This is a genomic window from Acinetobacter sp. LipI_19 (assembly GCF_058242925.1).
In genome coordinates, this window is sequence record NZ_JBZAYK010000001.1 from 4,139,110 (window position 1) to 4,158,725 (window position 19,616).

Below are 19,616 nucleotides of genomic sequence, written 5' to 3' on the forward strand. Positions count from 1 at the left end.
ATGAAATGGAACTCTTTAAAGACTAAAGCAGCTCTTGCATCTACTGCACTGCTTTCTACTGTTGTACAAGCAGGCCCAGATTTAGGTGAAGCTCAACAGCAAGCAACCAACTGGCATGCAATCATTATGTTTGCAATTTTCGTTGGTTTAACTTTGTTCATTACCAAATGGGCTGCAAAACAAACCACAAATACCGCAGATTTCTATACCGCTGGTGGTGGTATCTCAGGTTTCCAAAATGGCTTAGCGATTGCAGGCGACTATATGTCTGCTGCATCGTTCTTAGGTATTTCTGCATTGGTGTTTAGCTCAGGCTTTGATGGCTTGCTTTATTCACTGGGTTTCATGGTTGGCTGGCCAATCGTATTGTTCTTGGTTGCTGAGCGCCTACGTAACTTAGGTAAATATAACCTGTCTGACGTGGTTTCTTTCCGTTTAGAAGAAAAACCAGTACGTACACTTGCAGCAATCAGTTCGCTTGTTGTTGTGGCTTTCTATTTGATTGCTCAAATGGTGGGTGCAGGTCAGCTGATCAAACTGTTATTTGGTTTGAACTATAACATCGCAGTTGTGATTGTTGGCCTTCTGATGATGGCTTATGTGATCTTCGGTGGCATGTTGGCAACAACTTGGGTACAGATCATTAAAGCAGTGATGTTACTTTCAGGTGCAACATTCATGGCGTTCATGGTGATGCATTCTGTCGGTTATAGCTTCTCTGAAATGTTCAGACAGTCTATTGATGTATTTGCAAAAGTACATGATGTCAGTCTTGATGATGCAACCAAAATTATGGGGCCAGGCAGTTTGGCGAAAAACCCACTCGATGCTTTGTCACTTGGTTTAGCACTCATGTTTGGTACAGCAGGTTTACCACACATTCTTATGCGTTTCTTTACAGTTAAAGATGCCAAAGAAGCGCGTAAATCTGTAGTTGTTGCAACAGGCTTCATTGGTTACTTCTACTTATTAACTTTCATTATCGGTTTCGGTGCGATCCTTTTCGTATCAAACAATCCACAATTTATTGATGTTGCAAAAATGGCTGTAACTGGCAAACTAGAATTAGTTGGCGGTAACAACATGGCAGCGGTACACCTTGCAGATGCAGTAGGTGGCGATCTGTTCATGGGCTTTATTTCAGCAGTTGCTTTCGCAACGATTCTTGCGGTAGTTGCAGGTTTGACACTGTCAGGTGCTTCAGCAATTTCACATGACCTATACGCAAACGTACTGAAAAAGGGTCAAACAACTCCTGAATCTGAATTACGTATGTCGAAGATTGCAACACTTGGTCTTGCGATCTTTGCGATGATTTTAGGTATTTTGTTCGAGAAACAAAACGTTGCCTTCATGGTAGGTTTAGCATTCTCTGTTGCGGCGTGTGCAAACTTCCCAGTATTGGTTCTTTCAATGTTCTGGAAAGGCTTGACTACACGTGGTGCTGTTGTTGGTGGTGTTGTCGGTCTAGTGACAGCGGTGACTTTAATTATCTTGTCTAAAGCGGTTTGGGTAGACACATTAAAAATCTCTGATACTCCGATCAACTCATTCAATGGTCCTGCAATCTTTGCAATGCCATTAGCATTCATCTGCTGTTGGTTGTTCTCTGTGACAGACAAATCTGCACGTGCAGAGGCAGAGCGCAAAGCATTTGATGCACAGTTTGTACGTTCACAAACAGGTATTGGTATCTCTGGTGCTTCAGATCACTAAGTGATTGGAGATCAGCCTAAAAAACACCTTCTCGAAGGTGTTTTTTTATGGAGGATGCAAAGCCAGAGTTCAATCATCCTAGGTTCAGCCTTTAAGCCATATTAAGCTTGTTTTATGCTGATTGATCAGTTGAATGATCACGAAAAATTGAAAGGATTTAAGAAACCCAATGAATATGTTAATTTGAATGTTTAAAAGAACAATCAGAATCAGAAAATATGCGTTCAATGCTCGAATTTTGGAAAGGTTTTAAACAATTACCGTCAGCATGGTTATTGTTGGTCCAGCTGCTTATTTTAGTTTTATCTGTCTATACCAATGCCAGTAGAAGTTATCAAATTTTAACTTGGTTACTGGGTGTCTCTGCATTATTGATTATTGCCAAAGTGATTCGACAAACACCGACATTTACACTGTTGGGCTTAACCTTTGTCACAGGGGCATTTGTACTGTCCTTTCTGATGCTGATCGGTTTTCATTCTGTTACTTTGCAAATCTTTGCACATTCATTTGAAGCAGCCGCTTATTTTTGTGCAGCATATGGCCTAATCCGCTATATGTTTGCAGATCGTTATTTAACCAAAGATGAGTTGTTTGCTGCGGGTGCGGTATTTACCCTGATCGCATGGGGATTTGCCTTTTTATACAGTATCTGCCAATTGATGGTTCCACAGAGCTTTCAAAACCCAAATCATGTTGCAGACTACCAATCTTGGCTGGATTTACTATTCATTAGTTTTAGTCTGCAATCGGCCACAGGATTGTCTGATTTGATTCCTGTTGCACCTGCTGCGCGGGTGATTTCAATGTTGCAAATGTTCTGTGGCGTGATGTATTTTGCCCTGATCGTCTCACGGATGATTGCCCTGCAATATATTGAAAACAAACCAAAATCATGAGTTAATGATCTTGTTACATTTAGTAAATTGTTGAAAATGTTAATTTAAATTATAATGTGGCCTGAATCCAATCGCTGTTCTACAGGATTCGTCTTTTTTCACACCTGTGAATGCCTTTTTTGACTTTAAAAAGTCTGTCCATTGAGTATAAAAACCTGGGGGAAATATGCCTTCCAAAAAAATCACTTGGTTTGACAATGTCAATCCAAATGTTTTCTTGAGCACTGTTGGAATTATTGCGCTTTTTTTAGCCGTTGTTGTCTTTGCACCAAATGCCTTTGAGTTGATTACCCAAAGGATGAATGGATGGATTACTGATTCATTTAGTTGGTTCTATGTTTTATCTGTCGCAATATTTTTAATTGTACTGATTTTTATTGCCTTTTCTGACATGGGTAAAATCAAGCTTGGACCAGATCATAGCCAGCCTGAGTATAGTAATGGGTCATGGTTTGCCATGCTATTTACTGCGGGTATGGGCATCGGGTTGATGTTTTTTAGTGTTGCAGAGCCTGTCATGCATTATGTCAATCCACCTACAGGTGATCCACAAACCATTGAATCTGCCCAAGAAGCAATGAGAATTACCTTTTTTCATTGGGGCTTACATGCTTGGGCTATCTATGCGGTTGTGGGCTTAACGCTGGCTTATTTTGCTTTTCGCTATAACTTGCCACTCAAAGTTCGTTCGGGTTTATTTCCGATTATTGGTCAACGAATTCATGGTCCAATCGGAGATGCGGTAGATACTTTTGCCACCATTGGTACGGTATTTGGTGTGGCTACCACGTTAGGGTTTGGGGTAACTCAAATTAACTCTGGCTTAAATTATTTATTTGGCTGGGAAAGTAATATTAGCACCCAAATCTTTTTGATTATTGTGGTGAGTACGCTGGCTTCATTGTCAGTTTTCTTAGGATTAGACAAAGGAATTAAACGTCTCTCTGAACTGAATCTGATTTTAGCCTTGGTATTGCTAGGTTTTGTATTCCTCGCCAGTTCCAGTATTTATATCCTACAAGCAACCATTCAAAACGCTGGACAGTATATTTCGAATTTGTTTAGCATGACCTTTAATTTATATGCTTATCAATCGAATGGCTGGATTGGTGGTTGGACCATCATGTATTGGGCATGGTGGATATCTTGGTCACCATTTGTTGGTATGTTTATTGCGCGTGTTTCAAAAGGTCGAACTATTCGAGAGTTTATTGTTGGTGTACTGCTTATTCCGACAGGCTTTACCTTGATCTGGATGGGTTTTATTGGCAATGCTGCCTTGTTCAGTATTATGGAACAAGGGCAGGTTGGGCTAATTTCTGCGGTACAAAAAGATTCATCAGTTGCATTGTTTGAATTTTTAACCCATTTGCCTTTTTCAGGTGTATTTAGTCTTATTGCGACACTGCTGGTGGTCTTGTTCTTTGTTACCTCTGCGGATTCTGGTGCATTGGTGACCGATTATCTCACTGCGAAAACAGAAAATTCGCCGATATGGCAACGCTTGTTCTGGACTGTTTTAATGGCGGTGTTGTCGATCATTTTATTAATGGTCGGTGGGCTAGGCGCATTACAATCGGCTACCATGATGAGTGCCTTACCGTTCACCTTTATCATGCTGCTGTTGTGTTGGGGCTTAGTCAAAGCATTGCGCTTAGATGTCACCAAAATGCAGGCTTTACAAGTGGCAAGAATCACGCCAAGAGCTGTACAAAATCCACGTAGTTGGCAGCAACGTTTAGGCTTAATCATGCACTATCCGCATACGTTGGCCGAAGTACAACATTATATTCAGGTTGATGTGATTAAGGCTTTTGAAAGTATTCGTTTTGAGTTTAAACGCCGTGATTTAAATGTGGTGATTAAAGAAACTGAAGACGGTATTCAACTCAGTGTGGATCATCATGATGAGTTCAATTTTATCTATAAAGTGATTGCACGCAAAATGGTTGCGCCAAGCTTTATGATGAATGAAGAACATCAGGAAACAGATGATTTTTATCAAGCAGAAATATTTTTAAGAGAAGGTGGTCAAAATTATGATGTGATGGAGTGGACGCAAGAAGACTTGATTCAAGACATCATTGACCAATATGAACGTCATCTACATTTCTTAAATGTATTGAGAAACTAAGTTATTTATTTAAAAGCAAAGGCAATAAAAAAGGACTCGTATGAGTCCTTTTTTTGATTCAATTTCTAAGCAAATTAGAAACGGAATTTAGCGTTTAAGCCAACAGTTTGCGTATCACCAACATACGAAATTGCTTGACCTTTATTCGCTTCGTAGTTTGCATTTACGTAGCTAGCACCAACTGCAATAGCAGGAGTGATGAAGTAGTTTACGTTTGCACCCCAAGCTGAATCAGGCGTACCTTCGTAGCTAGACGCTGCGTAAGAAGCACCAACGCTTAATTGTGGGTTCAAATAGAAATCAGTTTTGAACTGGTATGCAGTTGCATCACCATAGATAATGCCTGATTCAAACGCTAAAGACATATTTGTACCGTCAATACCGCCAACGTATTTAGCACGTGCAGTAATTGCGTCTTGGTCTTCACCAATTGTTGCAGCTTCAGCAGTCGCTTTAGCAACGCCGTTACCCATAACATTGAATGCATCTAAAGCAACTTGGTCAGCAACGTTAGTATAACCAACAGCGACTAAGAAGTTTTGAGTAGGAAGAGCACCCACTTCTAATGCAAAACGATCGCCTTGATCGTTTGACAAGCCATTTTTACCGTCAAGGATTGTGTGGCTATAAGAAGCACTCGCGTATGCAGGCACATATGGAGTAGGAACATAAAGTTCAGCTTTAGCGCCGTAGTTATGTACAACTACATCAGCGTCTAATTCGCCATAGTTATATGCTAAAGAAACATTTGATGCTTGGTTTAAGAACGCCGCTTCAGCCAATGGACCTTTTGAAGAGTCAACATTTTTGAAGTAGTAAGTACCTTGCAAACCACCAGTGAAATCTTTGTCATTTTCAGTCGTATCGATATACTCTGATTGACCTTGAATTTCGAATTGGTATGCTTGAGCGCCGGTCATGGCTAATAATAAAGCAGTGGCTAAACCGAGTTTTTTCATAATCTTTTCCAATAGGAGAAATTGGTGAAACAGACGGCATTGTATTGTAACAAGATATTAAGTCAATGATGTTTAAGGCCAATGTTTACAAAGTAGATACATGAAATTTACATTGTTCAAAAAACGCACATCTGAGTGGCTTTGCGTCAACCTAGAAAAAAACTGAATCAGAACAACAAACTAAATTCAGACAAAAGTTCTATTTCATATATAACTGAGATCAAATTGTTAAATTAATGCATTTGTTTTATTGTTTGTTTGTATATTTTAATCGATATTACCGATGGTTATTTTGCGATCAATGTCAAGAAAATGTCATTAAATTCTGCTTATTTTTAGAATTAATTTGTGACTTTATAATCATTTTATATTTAAATTGTATTTTTATTCTCATTTATTTGTAAAAACGATAAATAATTTATATCCGATCAATTTAATTGGTTTTACAAAGTAAAAGATATTTTGGATAATGAGTCAATAAAGTTCATTTATTTAAATGAATTTTTTTGAAATTTTGAGTTTATATGCCCAGCTTTCCCCAAAGTTGGGCTTTTTTTTATTTTAGATTCAAAACAAAATGCATTAAACAGAGAATAAAATATTGCACCAATATGGAGCATAATTATGCAAAATATAAATTAACTTGGCATGATTCTTGCCAAAAAAAATCCCAATTTTCAAAGAAAACTGGGATTTTTCGCCAAAATCTGGAGCAAATCAATAAATTCTGCTGAGGAATATTAATAAATTGCCCTAATGAGGTGCATTATGCACCAATACATTGCATCTGTAAATATTTTCTTACATTCAATTTAAAAAATAATTTATAGGCTCATCTACACTATTTCAGATGTAATCGATACCTAAGTAAATTTTATGAGTAATCACATATTTAAAGTCAAAATAAAAACCAGTCTATGGATTCTCCTGATTAGCGTGGCATTTTCAGGGTGTGCCTCCGATCTTAAATTGCGTGATTCAGTTTCATCACAAAGAAAAAATGAAATCCCTTTATTGTTTAATTATGCTCAAACTCAAGCTGTCTTTGTGACCTATGACGGAACTCACCTTAAACGCTATGGAAATGATTTAAATCGAGCTAAGACCTCGTATATCCCAGCCTCTACTTTTAAAATGTTGAATGCTTTGATTGGCTTGCAACATGGTAAAGCCACAAATACTGAAATATTTAAATGGAACGGGGGAAAAAGATCTTTTCCTACATGGGAAAAAGATATGACCTTGGCAGAAGCAATGCAGGTTTCAGCTGTACCTGTATATCAGGAGCTAGCGCGACGTATTGGTTTGGACTTGATGAGTCAAGAAGTCAAGCGTGTTGGTTTTGGCAATACACAAATTGGTCAACAGGTGGATAATTTCTGGTTGGTTGGACCATTGAAAATCACCCCAGAACAAGAAGCTAAATTTGCTTATCAATTGGCAAAGAAAACATTGCCTTTTGATGATGCTGTACAACAGCAAGTCAAAGATATGCTTTATGTCGAAAGACGTGGTGATTCCAAGCTTTATGCTAAAAGTGGTTGGGGAATGGATGTTGAGCCACAAGTAGGTTGGTACACAGGATGGGTGGAGCAGCCGAATGGTCAGATCACCGCTTTTGCTTTAAATATGCATATGCAGACAGGGGATGACCCTGCTGAACGCAAGCAAATGACATTAAGTATCTTGGATAAATTAGGTTTATTCTTTTATTTGAGATAACCGCAGTAGATAAAAAAATGCCCAGTTTATTGGGGGAAACTGGGCAATAAAAAAGATATATTTTCAAATCGTGAGAATTTCTATCTAAGTCTGATTTTATGCAAATTCTATTGATATGTAAAATGTGAATTTTGAATATTACTCATCTATTAAAACGATAATATAAAGGAGCTGAACGCTGTAGATTAAACTTGATTATGTGGAGTAGTTTATGTGTATATATTCTATAATATAAACAAAATTTCTTTAGCTTTATTACGATATAATTTCCCACAGGACCATGGTGATGGTGCATGAACTCAGATCAGAACAAATAAGCACCCGTTTGCTTATCCTCATGTCAGTCATCATTTTGTCTGTTTTATTAATTGCTGTTCCACAAATCATCAGTAATTATCGAGAGTATAGCCGAGCAAATCGAGCTTTAGTCAATATTCAAGCCTTGCAAGTTTTTGCTGAAACATCCAATAAAATTTCACGGGAAAGAGCGCCAACAAATAAAGCAATGTCGAGCTCGACAGCAAATTTTCCAGACAGAATAAAAGAATTGCAGGACTTTCGTAAGGATGTAGATCAGCAGATTAATTTAACCGTCGAGACCTTAAACAAAGCAGGGTTTACCAGTTTGGCGGATCAAGTTAATGTTCAGTTAAGATATGATTTGAACATCGCCCGTAAACAAGTTGATGCATATTTAGCCTTACCGTTAAAAGAACGTAATTCAGTGCAAATGGATCAAGTGATTCAGGGAATGTTTCGGGCGTGGGACAGTTGTAGAGTCATGTTGCAGCAATTAATCAATCATTCAAAAAAGAATAATAGCGATGTGACTGACTATGCTTCAATTGTGCTGATATTGGCTGATTTGCGTGATCAATCTGGACGGGTCGCGTCTAACATCATGGCACCCCTGAGCTTTTCCGAACCCCTGCCTGAATATAACAAAGCACGCTCGTTACAAACGCAAGAACAGGTTAAATATTTATGGCGTTTGATGGATACCATGCAAATAGAGTCTTTAAAAACCCCTGAGTATCTTTATTTATATGGTCAGGTGAAAACTCAATTTATTGACCAAGGTTTACCCATCGTAAATCGTTTGGTGCAAGAGAGTAGAAATCAGCAGCCGTATTTTTTAACGGCAAACCAACTCACAGATGCAATCGTGGATAAGTTTAACACGGTGGTAAATTTACAAAAATATCTACTTGAAACGCATGCCTTAAGTGCGCGCCATCGAATGGAATCGGAGCAACGTCAATTTTTTATCACGCTATTTATTTCTCTTTTGTCATTGTCGGTAGCAGTTTTTACGATGTTATATACACGTAAAAAGTTATTTGAACCTTTGATATATGCAAGAAATATGATTTTGGAACTATCACAAGTTCAAGAACGTGATTATTTAGGGGATGCTTCGATACAAACCAAAGAGGTGCATACCTTAACCGATGCGCTTGATAAATTAAAAGAAATGCTCAAACAACGCGATGCTTTTGAATTTCAATTACAAAATAGTGCCAACACCGATAGCTTAACGGGTGTTTCAAATCGATTGGCTTTAGACGTTTATTTAAAAAATATTGCGACACAAACGGAGCGATTTCAAGAGTTGACCTTGATCATGGTGGATATTGATAATTTTAAATATGTGAATGATCGCTTTGGACATATTTTAGGTGATTCGGTTATTGTTGAGATTGCTCGGTGTTTAAAAGCAAATATTGCGCAATCTGATTTAATTGTACGTTTTGGTGGTGATGAGTTTGTAATTTTGATTGATCGCATCCAATGGGATTGGGCATTACAAATTTCTGAAAGTATTTTGGCTGATGTATCCAGGTTAAGTTTTAATAGTTCTATGTCTACAGAGCAGTTGAATGTTTCTGTCAGTATTGGCGTTGCGACAGGGGCTGAAAGCTGGGAAGCATTGTTTACACGAGCAGATGCATCATTATTTAAGGCCAAAGCACAAGGTCGAAACAAAGTTGTGGGCTGATTGGCTGATTTTACAGTCTATAGTGATATAAATATAAAATAAAAGCATCTAAGAAAGGCTTTGAAAATAAAGATTAAATGAAGTGGGTATTGAACAAGAGCATATGGCTCGTGATGACGATTAAGCAGTTTGGACGTATTGATTTAACATCATCATTCAATGGTGAAAACGCTAAATTATTTTGAACCGACTTTAAGCAACTCTGCATACAATTGATTTAAAAATTTTTGCTGTTCTGTATTCTCTTGAAAGTGACGTTGATACAGCACACTACAGCTTTCTACATCGACAATATTATTTAGATTAAATGACCAATCATTGGTATTTTTAATACTAATCCCCAGATTATCGCCACAGCGTTGCCATTGTTTGGAGAAGCCAGAGTTTTGATTGGGAGCAAGCTGCTTAAATTCTGCTTTAAGGCTAAAGCCGCGCATTTCTGAGTTGGTGAATTTGTTGATCGTACTGATGGGTACGCCGCCCCAAGTAATGGTTTGTCCACTCGGCATTGAGATGCCTTGTAGTTTACTTTCATTCATTAACTGACTTTGTCTGCCAGTTTTAAAGCCCTGTTTTTCGTAGGTTAAAGTAGAGCCCACAGGAAGCTGTATTTTTTTAATCAGTAAGGGCTGGGTGGTTATAAAATAAGGATTGTCGGGTCTGCCATTACCACCTGCAATGTTTATGCTACAACTGCTGAGCAAACAGATATTTGGGACTAAAAGGCATGAGTAAAGAAGCTTCATAAGGAAAATATCCTGTGCTATGCATTGATCTTGCCTTGTTTGAATGAGAAATGCAAAATTTGCTTTAGAAAATCCCCAAATTACGCAGATGATTATTGAAATATATGAAGAAAAAGGCTGAGAATCTGAGTTTTATAAAAATTATATGAGCTATTTAATTTGGAGCTCAGATGATTAATCTCTCCCTAAGTCCTGTGAGAGAAAGAGGGAAACACCCTCCTTATTTAAAGGAGGGTGTGGAAGATGTAGTGAATTACTTCAACAGCGGTTTTAAGAACTTCGCTGTATGTGAAACTTTAGATTTCACCACTTGTTCTGGGGTGCCTTCCGCAATAATCTGACCACCACCTGCGCCACCTTCAGGGCCTAAATCAATCACCCAGTCCGCCGTCTTAATCACATCGAGATTATGCTCAATCACCACAATGGTATTTCCTTTATTGCGTAGTTCATGAAGAATATCGAGCAGTTTGGCAATATCGTGGAAATGCAAACCAGTGGTTGGTTCATCCAGTACATACAAGGTTTTACCTGTATCACGTTTTGCCAGCTCACGTGCCAGTTTGACCCGTTGCGCTTCACCACCCGATAGCGTTGTTGCAGACTGACCTAAGCGGATATAACCTAGCCCGACTTGGTTTAATGTTTCCAAACGACGGTGAATCACTGGGATTGCATCAAAGAAATGCATCGCATCTTCGACTGTCATTTCCAATACGTCAGAAATATTCTTGCCTTTATAACCAACTTCCAAGGTTTCGCGGTTATAACGCTGACCATGACAGTTGTCACAAGGCACATACATATCGGGTAAGAAGTGCATGGCAACTTTGATCATACCATCCCCCTCACACACCTCACAGCGTCCACCTTTAACGTTAAACGAGAAACGACCTGCAGCATAACCACGGGCTTTGGCTTCAGGGGTTTGTGCAAACAATTCACGAATCGGGGTAAACAAACCGGTATACGTCGCTGGGTTGGAACGTGGAGTACGTCCAATCGGACTTTGGTCAATGTCTACCACTTTATCAAGGAACTGTAAGCCATCAATCGAATCAAACTTTTCAGCAGTTAAGGTGGTTGCACCATTTAATTGCGTCGCTGCAAGTGGTAATAGGGTACGGTTAATTAAGGTGGATTTACCTGAACCTGAAACGCCAGTCACACAAGTCATCACACCTAAAGGAATCGTCAAATCAACATTTTGTAAGTTATGCCCAGATGCACCCATCAGTTTAATTTGTTCTTCAGGTTTCGGTGGTTTAACACGCTCTTTGGGTACAGCAATTTTTAACTTACCAGATAGGTATTTTCCTGTTAGTGAGTTCTCATTGGCTGCGAGTTCATCATAGGTGCCTTCGGCAATGATATGACCGCCATGTACACCAGCGCCTGGACCGATATCAATAATATGGTCAGCTGCACGGATTGCATCTTCATCATGTTCAACCACTAAAACCGTATTACCAAGATCACGCAAACGAACTAGTGTTTCCAATAAACGATCATTATCACGTTGATGTAAACCAATGGATGGCTCATCTAAAACGTACATTACCCCCATTAGACCAGCACCAATTTGTGAGGCTAGGCGGATACGTTGTGCTTCCCCACCTGAAAGTGTTTCAGCAGAGCGAGACAGACTTAAATAGTTCAAACCGACTGATACAAGGAAGTGCAAACGCTCGCGAATTTCTTTAAAAATTTTATCGGCAATTTCACCTTTGGCACCTTCAAGATTTAAATCTTGATAGTAGCTTTCAGCATCCCCAATCGACATTTTGGTAATTTGGGCAATGGTTTTATCTTTAACACGGACATGACGTGAAATTTCATTTAAACGTGAACCGCCACAAGCATCACAAGCGGCATTAGATAAATACTGCGCTAGATCATCACGGACATAATTAGATTCAGTTTCACGATAACGACGTTCTAAATGAGGCAAAATTCCTTCAAAAGGTTGTACCCGATTATGTTTACGACCACGCTCATCGATATAACTAAGATCAATTTTTTCTTTGCCTGTACCATAGAGAAATTTCTTTTTCGTATCAGCATCGAGTTCATTCCAAGGGGTGTCTAAAGAAAACCCAAAATGATCTGCAACTTTCTGAATCATGCTGTAATAGTATGGACGTTGTCTGTCCCAGCCACGGATTGCACCTTGGCTAATAGAAACATCTGGGCTTGGAATCAGTTTTTCAGCACTGAAATGACTACGGGTACCTAAACCGTCACAGACAGGGCATGCACCAAATGGGTTATTGAACGAGAACAGACGTGGCTCTAGTTCAGCAACAGCACGGTCGCATTCAGGGCAGGAATGTTTTGCTGAAAATACACGGTCAGGATGTTCACCACCCATCCACGATAAAATCGCCAGATCACTGCCTAAACGTAATGCTGTTTCAAAGCTTTCGGCAATTCGGTTACCTAAATCATCACGGACTTTAAAACGGTCAACCACAACTTCAATGGTGTGCTTTTTCTTTTTATCAAGTTCTGGTGGTGTATCGATATCAATCACTTCACCATCCACGCGCGCGCGGACAAAACCTTGGCTCTGTAATTGCTCAAACAGGTTGCTGTATTCACCTTTACGCTCACGAACAACTGGAGCAAGGAGCATCAATGCTGTGCCTTCCTCCAGTCCTTTCACGGCATCGACCATTTCAGAAACAGTCTGTGCAACCATCGGCAAGTCATGCTCTGGGCAGTAGGGTGTGCCAACACGCGCATACAGTAAACGTAAATAGTCGTAGATTTCAGTAATGGTTCCTACGGTTGAACGGGGGTTATGGCTGGTAGATTTCTGTTCAATCGCAATCGCAGGGCTTAAACCTTCAATTGAATCAACTTCAGGCTTTTCCATTTGTGAAAGAAACTGACGTGCATACGCAGATAAAGATTCGACATAACGGCGCTGACCCTCAGCATATAAGGTATCGAAAGCCAGAGATGATTTCCCTGAGCCTGAGAGTCCTGTGATGACCACAAACTTGTCACGTGGAATATCGAGTGACACATTTTTTAAATTATGGGTACGTGCGCCTCGAATACGGATATGACTTTGACTCATAAAAGCTTTCTCGAAATTATGCGAATTAAAGGGGTATATGATAGCGATTTAATTTTGTTCAAGCTGTAAAAAATAGTTTTTAAACGACAAATTGTGTCATGTAACTGACCATTTAAAACTGTGATGGAGTTTGAGTTTTTGAATAAAATAATAATATTCATATGTTTATGATGGTTTTCAATAATTTTTAGGGTCGCATTCAGCTAATTTAAAATCAAAGCTATAATTTATTTAAAATAAGTCATTGAAGAAAAATGAGATATGCAGTCAGTTTTTTGATGCTGTGCTGATTTCTGAATACTTATTTCGATATTGCATAAGTTAGAACGAATAAACCAGATCAGCTTTAAGATTGGTCATGTGATGTAATCAATAACCACTTATCTAAAAAAGAGAATTGTTAGACAAACATTCTGTGATTAACTATTGTTTTTATTATAAAATGTGTGAAATATATCGCACTTGTGGAGGGCTTGAAAATGAATATACGAAAAATTATATCAGTTGTTTGTTTTGCATTTTCTTGCAATGTCTTGGCAGGCGAGACTTCACAAGTTTTATTTGATCAAGCGTTCAATTTAAAACCCAATCAATTATACGAATTAGAATTAGAAAATGTACAAGCGGGGGATCAGATTTGGACAGCGGTTTATTTGGTTGGACGACAAAATTATCCAGGACTTACTGCAAAAGTTGAGTTTATCATGGACAATCATGGCCTGTTAAATAAAGCCAATCCCAGTGAGCATGCTGTATATCAAACACTGATCGCAGAAAATTTGACGCAAACCAATCAATATTCACTCAAGCAATTCAAAGGTTTAAACACATTCATCGAAGATACTTCAGAACAGCTGATTACAGATCCGATATTGGAAAAAACTGATAGCATACGTATTTATAGTCAAGTAAATGACTGGATCCCTGAATACAACACTTATGAACCCACCAAAGTGAAATTTGGCATTCAAAATCCTTTGGATTTTGACATTGTTGCGGCTTATGTTTTGGTGGGCAAAGGTGAAAAGCCTGCTGAACTCAGTGAATTAAATTTTAAAAATATTCAAGCTACTTATGCCTCACCTTTGCCTCCAGTACCAGCCGATTTTACTCAAGCGGAAGTGAATAAATCTGAGATGCACTTGAGTAGAGGTGAGCTAAAATTTATCTTTTTTATTGTGATGGCGATTGTCATGGGTTTGGTTGCGTTTATTAACCGAGGCAAATTAAAACGCGCTTTTTAAAGGTTTAACTTATAGCGCATTAAATTTCTAATATTTTAGATTTCAAATTTACATGCTTGGCGTAAACTCTTGCACTGATCATGTGTTCGAGTAATTTTAGATGTTGTCTTTATTTTTGAAATGTATTCTGGGTGCAGCAGTGGTTTTGTTGATTTCAATTCTTTCAAAAAGTAAGGCATTTTATATTGCAGGTTTAGTTCCACTTTTTCCAACATTTGCATTGATCGCACATGTGATTGTGGCGCAGGAAAAAGGTGCTGAAGCCTTAAAGCAAACAGCCTTATTCGGGCTGTGGTCGTTGATACCGTATTTCATTTATTTGTTCATGGTTTATTTACTGGCAACTAAGCTTTCGATGTGGTCTTGTTTAGGGATTGCAACGTTATGCTGGATTGTAGCTGCTGCTGTGTTGATTTATGCATGGCAATTATTTCAGAATGGATCGGTTTTATGATTTATTGAATCAAGAAAAAGAGTTGCAATGAATACTTTTGAGTTGATTGTAAAGTTCATGAGCCTTTGATCAAGGCTCATTTTTTAGGGATGAATTTTAATAATGAGATATTTAAACAATAAACTGTTTTGGGCTTTCTAGGTTCTTAATGGCATTGTAAATTTCATCTGCATGATTACACACAATCAGTTTTGCCCGATGTTGAGGCGGTAAAAAGCCTTCAATAACAGCATGGTCTAATTGCGCAATCAAATGGTCATAGAAACCATTGACGTTATATAACATCATCGGTTTTTGATGTTGATTCAATTGTCCCCATGTCGCGACTTCTAGAATTTCTTCAAAGGTACCAAAGCCACCTGGTAGAGCGACAAAAGCACTCGCGCGTTCAGCCATCATAGCCTTACGTTCATGCATGTTTTGTACAATATGTAATTCTGTTAATTGGTTATGGGCAATTTCATAATCCAGCATAAATTCGGGAATAACACCCACAACATCACCACCATGTTCCGTGACCGTATCTGCAACTTGGCCCATTAAGCCAATACTTGCACCGCCATAGACGATCCCAAAACCTTGTTCTGCGATACCTTGGGCAAGTTGGATGGCTTTTTCTCGATAGGTGGGGTTATTTCCGGGTCGGGAACCACAATAGAGTGCGATTAAACATTGTGTGGCTTTATGTTGTTGTTGATCTAATTCGAAAGGTTTATTCATCATTACAGGCAATACACTATTCATAATTTATTTTTTCACCTTAACTTATCATGTTCTTATACATTTCTACTACTTTAAGTAAGAAATGTGACAAAAACATGTTGTATTATCGGCGCTTTTGCAATGATTTGTATCACTTTGATTTTGTATTTAATTTTAGATAAATCAGTAAAAATCCTGATAAATGAGATGAAATTCCTATCTGGATTGCCTATAATTAACGCTTATTTATCAACAAATGAATCATCATGGGTAGTGGTTGTAGTCGCTCCGAAAATGCACAATCTTTAGACAAAATAATAGTTCAAAATACACTAAAGTTTTCTTATCAATTCCAAAATTTACAGTTCTCACATGCTGAAAATAGCTATTGCACATTTTCAATGGAGCAAGATCAATGATACTTGAGTGGATGTCTGATCCTTCTGCATGGATTGGTCTTGCAACTTTAGTTGTTTTAGAAATCGTTTTGGGTATTGATAACCTTGTGTTTATTGCAATTTTGGCAGAAAAACTTCCGCCTGAACAACGTGATAAAGCAAGGATTATTGGGCTTTTACTTGCCCTCTGTATGCGAATGGTGTTACTGGCATCCATTGCATGGGTGGTGACATTAACCGAACCATTATTCCATCTCTTTGAGCATGCTTTTTCTGGGCGTGATTTGATCTTGCTGTTTGGTGGTGTGTTCTTATTGTTCAAAGGCACAATGGAACTACATGAACGCCTTGAAGGTGGTCAGGATCTTAAAGAAGAAAATCCTGTTCATGCTGTATTTTGGATGGTCATTGTCCAAATTGTTGTTTTAGATGCAGTATTCTCCCTCGATAGTGTGATCACCGCTGTGGGAATGGTGAAAGAACTTTCAGTGATGATGATTGCTGTGGTGATTGCTGTAGCTATTATGCTGTGGGCATCAAAAGCCTTGATGGACTTTGTCAATAAGCACCCGACAGTCGTGATTCTATGTCTTGGCTTTTTGATGATGATTGGTTTCTCATTGATCGTTGAAGGTTTTGGTTATCACATTCCAAAAGGTTACTTATATGCAGCGATTGGTTTTTCTGTGCTGATCGAGTTTATGAACCAAACCATGCGTAAAAACCAAGAGAAAATGGTGACAACGACCGACTTGCGTTTCCGTACAGCTTCAGCAGTATTGAAAATGTTAGGCGGAAAAAGTGCCGATAGTCAAAATGGTAAAGCGGATGATGTGATCGCAACACAAGCATTGGCAGATGAAATTTTTGATGATGAAAATGGTGCTTACCATAGTGTTATGGTTCAAGGGGTCTTGGGACTATCAGAACGTCCAGTAAAATCGGTCATGACACCGCGCCCTGAATTAGAATGGTTAGATTTGGATGAAGACGAAGCCAGCATTAAAGAAAATTTGATGGCAATGTCACATTCTCGTTTAATTTTGGCCCATGGTGAATTGGATAATATTGCGGGTATTGTTTTAACCCATAAAGTTTTAAATGATTATATCGAAACGGGTGTTTTAAATTTTGAAAAACACTTACGCGAGCCTGTGATTGTGCATGAAAATGCGCAAGTGTTGATGGTGATGGAACAACTTCGTCAGGCACCTTTACAAATGGCGATTGTATTAAATGAATATGGGTCAATTGAAGGGATTGCAACACCGATTGATGTACTTGAAGCAATCGCTGGGGAGTTCCCCGATGAAGATGAACTAGAAGCTGCTGCGGAAAGTCTTGAAGACGGTTCGTTGATCCTTGAAGGTTCAACTGATATTCGTCATGTTTCTTTGCTGTTAGGTCGTGATTTAGTCGATGAGTCGGAACAATACTCAACCCTTTCTGGTTACATCTTGTTCCATCTCGGACGTTTGCCTGAAAATGGTCAGAAACTTCAAGTTGATGGTTATGAGTTTGAAGTGGTAACGATGGATGGGCATAAGATTGAGAAGGTGCATATTGTAGCATTAACCAAATCTAAAGATGCTGAACCCTAATGGATACCTTCTAAACAAGCCAGTCGAAAGACTGGCTTCTTGCTATTTTATCATTGCGAATAATGATTTAAAACATATCGTTAAAATGATGGCTGAATGGCATTATTCATATTGAAAGAATAGCTTTCGATTTCCAGCTGGGTTGGATTATCATTGAGCCTATTCAGATTTTGAGTATTTTCATGTCCAATCTATCCTGCCCATGTGGTTCAGCGCTTTATGCTGAATGTTGTCAGCCGCTACACTTGGGACAGAACAAAGCCAAGACAGCAGCACAATTGATGCGTTCGCGTTATAGCGCTTTTGCCAAACATGAGATTGATTATATTGTTCAGACCACTGCGCTTGGGCAGCAGCAAGCTTTGGATGTTAAAGCGATTTCAGATTGGAGCAAAGCCAATCAATGGCTCAGTCTCGAAGTGGTACAAGCCCAAGAAAAGCTGGATAAAAATCATGCTCAAGTTGAATTTAAAGCACATTTTCATGATGGTCAGCAGGCTCAAATACACCATGAAGTTTCACACTTTGTCCAGCATGATGATGTATGGTATTTCTTAGATCCAACCACAGATCAGCCAATCACCATGAAACAGCCATGTATTTGTGGATCCGCCAAAAAATTTAAGCAATGTTGCGCACAATTTTTATAACTTTTAGTTCGTTTTTGACTTAAAATAGCGCGCATCTTTTCCCATCAGTGGATGAAGGGCAATGTTACTGACGATTATTTATATTATAGCCATTACAGCAGAAGCCATGACTGGAGCGTTGTCCGCAGGACGACGTAGTATGGACTGGTTTGGGGTGATACTGATTGCCTGTGTCACTGCACTCGGTGGCGGTTCTGTGCGAGATGTTTTACTCGGACATTATCCACTGACTTGGGTCAAACATCCTGAATACCTTGTCCTGACGTGCTGTGCTGCCTTTGTCACCATTATTATTGCCAAATGGATGAAGCACTTACATTCCATTTTCTTATTATTGGATGCTTTAGGCTTAATTGGTTTTACCATTATTGGCTGTCAAATTGCCTTGCAAATGGGCCATGGTTTTGTGGTTTCCGCCGTTGCTGGAGTATTAACAGGGGTATCTGGTGGTATTCTACGAGATATTCTGTGTAATGATGTTCCATTGGTATTCCGTCGTGAATTGTATGCGTCGATTTCCTTTGTTGCAGTGATTTTCTATTGGTTCTGTATTGATTTTGGTTTATCGCTTGAAATTACTGTGGTTTCTACTTTAGTTTTTGGTTTTGCATTACGTTGTGTGGCGATTTATTTTGGTTTGGAAATGCCGAAATTTATCTATAAAGATGATGATGAACAATCGGCATCTTCTAAAGATGAGTCCTAATGATGAATGCTTGAAGAGCAACTATTGATTGTGAATTCCTGCATTTAACTTTGAGCTTGGTATGTCATATCGGATTCATCAAAATATTAAACTTGAAAAATTTACAGACATAGATTTTGCTGTGTATTTTGAATTGGTCAAAAATATTAAAGTCATGCAAATGATTACCGAAAGAGCATTAACGCTTGAGGAAGCACATTCAGAATTTAGTAAGATTTTATCTAAGAATGCCTATGATGTGGCATTGGGAAATTATAAAATTCTTGATGCTCAAACACATGAATTTATGGGTTTAGCCAAAATTGAGTTGGATCAACCAATAGCACGAACAGCGGAATTGGGCTATATGCTTTTACCCGAATACTGGGGGAAAGGCATTGCCAGTCAGGTTGTAGCATTTTTAATTGACCATGCAAAAAAACAACCCCATTTAACACATCTCATGGCTATTATTGATCCTGAAAATATACCTTCAAGAAAAATATTGATAAATAATGGTTTCCATTCTAAAGAATTTAAAGATTTTGACGGACTAGCAGGAGAAATTCTCCTGTTAAGTCTTTAAAGTTAGACAGCGTGCCAAAGTTATTTCTGCTTTTAC

General features: G+C 38.6%; 15 protein-coding genes. 11 read left to right on the forward strand and 4 right to left on the reverse strand.

Annotated elements, in window-relative coordinates; genetic code table 11:
* The 3 genes from AC4CVF_RS19870 (at position 1) to AC4CVF_RS19880 (ending at position 4,749) form a co-directional block, all read left to right on the forward strand.
* Positions 1–1,716 carry a cation acetate symporter gene (locus AC4CVF_RS19870; RefSeq protein WP_336953610.1) on the forward strand — a complete coding sequence of 572 codons (1,716 nt, stop codon included), beginning with the start codon at positions 1–3 and terminating at the stop codon, positions 1,714–1,716.
* A 218-nt stretch (positions 1,717–1,934) separates the two neighbouring features.
* Complete coding sequence (locus tag AC4CVF_RS19875) at positions 1,935–2,615, forward strand: ion channel (RefSeq protein WP_336953611.1); 681 nt, start codon at positions 1,935–1,937, stop codon at positions 2,613–2,615.
* 166 nt (positions 2,616–2,781) lie between these two features.
* Positions 2,782–4,749 (forward strand): glycine betaine transporter, encoded by a 1,968-nt coding sequence (locus AC4CVF_RS19880; protein WP_336953612.1) that lies wholly within the window; start codon positions 2,782–2,784, stop codon positions 4,747–4,749.
* A gap of 74 nt (positions 4,750–4,823) precedes the next feature.
* Here the strand turns inward: AC4CVF_RS19880 and omp33-36 are convergent, their stop codons facing one another.
* Complete coding sequence (omp33-36, locus tag AC4CVF_RS19885) at positions 4,824–5,708, reverse strand: porin Omp33-36 (protein WP_336953613.1); 885 nt, start codon at positions 5,706–5,708, stop codon at positions 4,824–4,826.
* A gap of 876 nt (positions 5,709–6,584) precedes the next feature.
* Here omp33-36 and blaOXA point away from each other — a divergent pair.
* Positions 6,585–7,430 (forward strand): class D beta-lactamase, encoded by an 846-nt coding sequence (blaOXA, locus tag AC4CVF_RS19890; RefSeq protein WP_490789870.1) that lies wholly within the window; start codon positions 6,585–6,587, stop codon positions 7,428–7,430.
* A 286-nt stretch (positions 7,431–7,716) separates the two neighbouring features.
* Complete coding sequence (locus AC4CVF_RS19895) at positions 7,717–9,429, forward strand: GGDEF domain-containing protein (RefSeq protein ID WP_490789871.1); 1,713 nt, start codon at positions 7,717–7,719, stop codon at positions 9,427–9,429.
* A gap of 176 nt (positions 9,430–9,605) precedes the next feature.
* Here the strand turns inward: AC4CVF_RS19895 and AC4CVF_RS19900 are convergent, their stop codons facing one another.
* Complete coding sequence (locus AC4CVF_RS19900) at positions 9,606–10,175, reverse strand: hypothetical protein (protein ID WP_483770547.1); 570 nt, start codon at positions 10,173–10,175, stop codon at positions 9,606–9,608.
* A gap of 253 nt (positions 10,176–10,428) precedes the next feature.
* Positions 10,429–13,260 carry an excinuclease ABC subunit UvrA gene (gene uvrA / locus AC4CVF_RS19905; RefSeq protein ID WP_336953617.1) on the reverse strand — a complete coding sequence of 944 codons (2,832 nt, stop codon included), beginning with the start codon at positions 13,258–13,260 and terminating at the stop codon, positions 10,429–10,431.
* 479 nt (positions 13,261–13,739) lie between these two features.
* Here uvrA and AC4CVF_RS19910 point away from each other — a divergent pair, with 479 nt between their 5' ends.
* Together AC4CVF_RS19910 and AC4CVF_RS19915 are read left to right on the forward strand one after the other, a co-directional pair.
* Complete coding sequence (locus AC4CVF_RS19910; RefSeq protein WP_336953618.1) at positions 13,740–14,504, forward strand: hypothetical protein; 765 nt, start codon at positions 13,740–13,742, stop codon at positions 14,502–14,504.
* A 100-nt stretch (positions 14,505–14,604) separates the two neighbouring features.
* Positions 14,605–14,958, forward strand: a complete 354-nt coding sequence (locus AC4CVF_RS19915) for a GlpM family protein (protein ID WP_151801796.1) — start codon at positions 14,605–14,607, stop codon at positions 14,956–14,958.
* Positions 14,959–15,069: 111 nt separating this feature from the next.
* Here the strand turns inward: AC4CVF_RS19915 and AC4CVF_RS19920 are convergent, their stop codons facing one another.
* Positions 15,070–15,702: an LOG family protein gene (locus AC4CVF_RS19920; RefSeq protein WP_336953619.1), complete on the reverse strand. Its 633-nt coding sequence runs from the start codon at positions 15,700–15,702 to the stop codon at positions 15,070–15,072.
* 373 nt (positions 15,703–16,075) lie between these two features.
* On the opposite strand from AC4CVF_RS19920, the gene AC4CVF_RS19925 reads away from it, so the two are divergent.
* From AC4CVF_RS19925 to AC4CVF_RS19940, 4 genes are all read left to right on the forward strand, one after another.
* Complete coding sequence (locus AC4CVF_RS19925; RefSeq protein WP_419328017.1) at positions 16,076–17,659, forward strand: TerC family protein; 1,584 nt, start codon at positions 16,076–16,078, stop codon at positions 17,657–17,659.
* 182 nt (positions 17,660–17,841) lie between these two features.
* Positions 17,842–18,309, forward strand: coding sequence for a YchJ family protein (locus AC4CVF_RS19930; protein WP_336953621.1), 468 nt, complete (start codon positions 17,842–17,844; stop codon positions 18,307–18,309).
* Between the two features lie 61 nt (positions 18,310–18,370).
* Entirely contained in the window at positions 18,371–19,015 is a 645-nt protein-coding gene (locus AC4CVF_RS19935; RefSeq protein WP_004725253.1) for a trimeric intracellular cation channel family protein, read from the forward strand.
* Positions 19,016–19,076: 61 nt separating this feature from the next.
* Complete coding sequence (locus tag AC4CVF_RS19940) at positions 19,077–19,580, forward strand: GNAT family N-acetyltransferase (protein ID WP_336953622.1); 504 nt, start codon at positions 19,077–19,079, stop codon at positions 19,578–19,580.
* Positions 19,581–19,616: the final 36 nt, after the last annotated feature.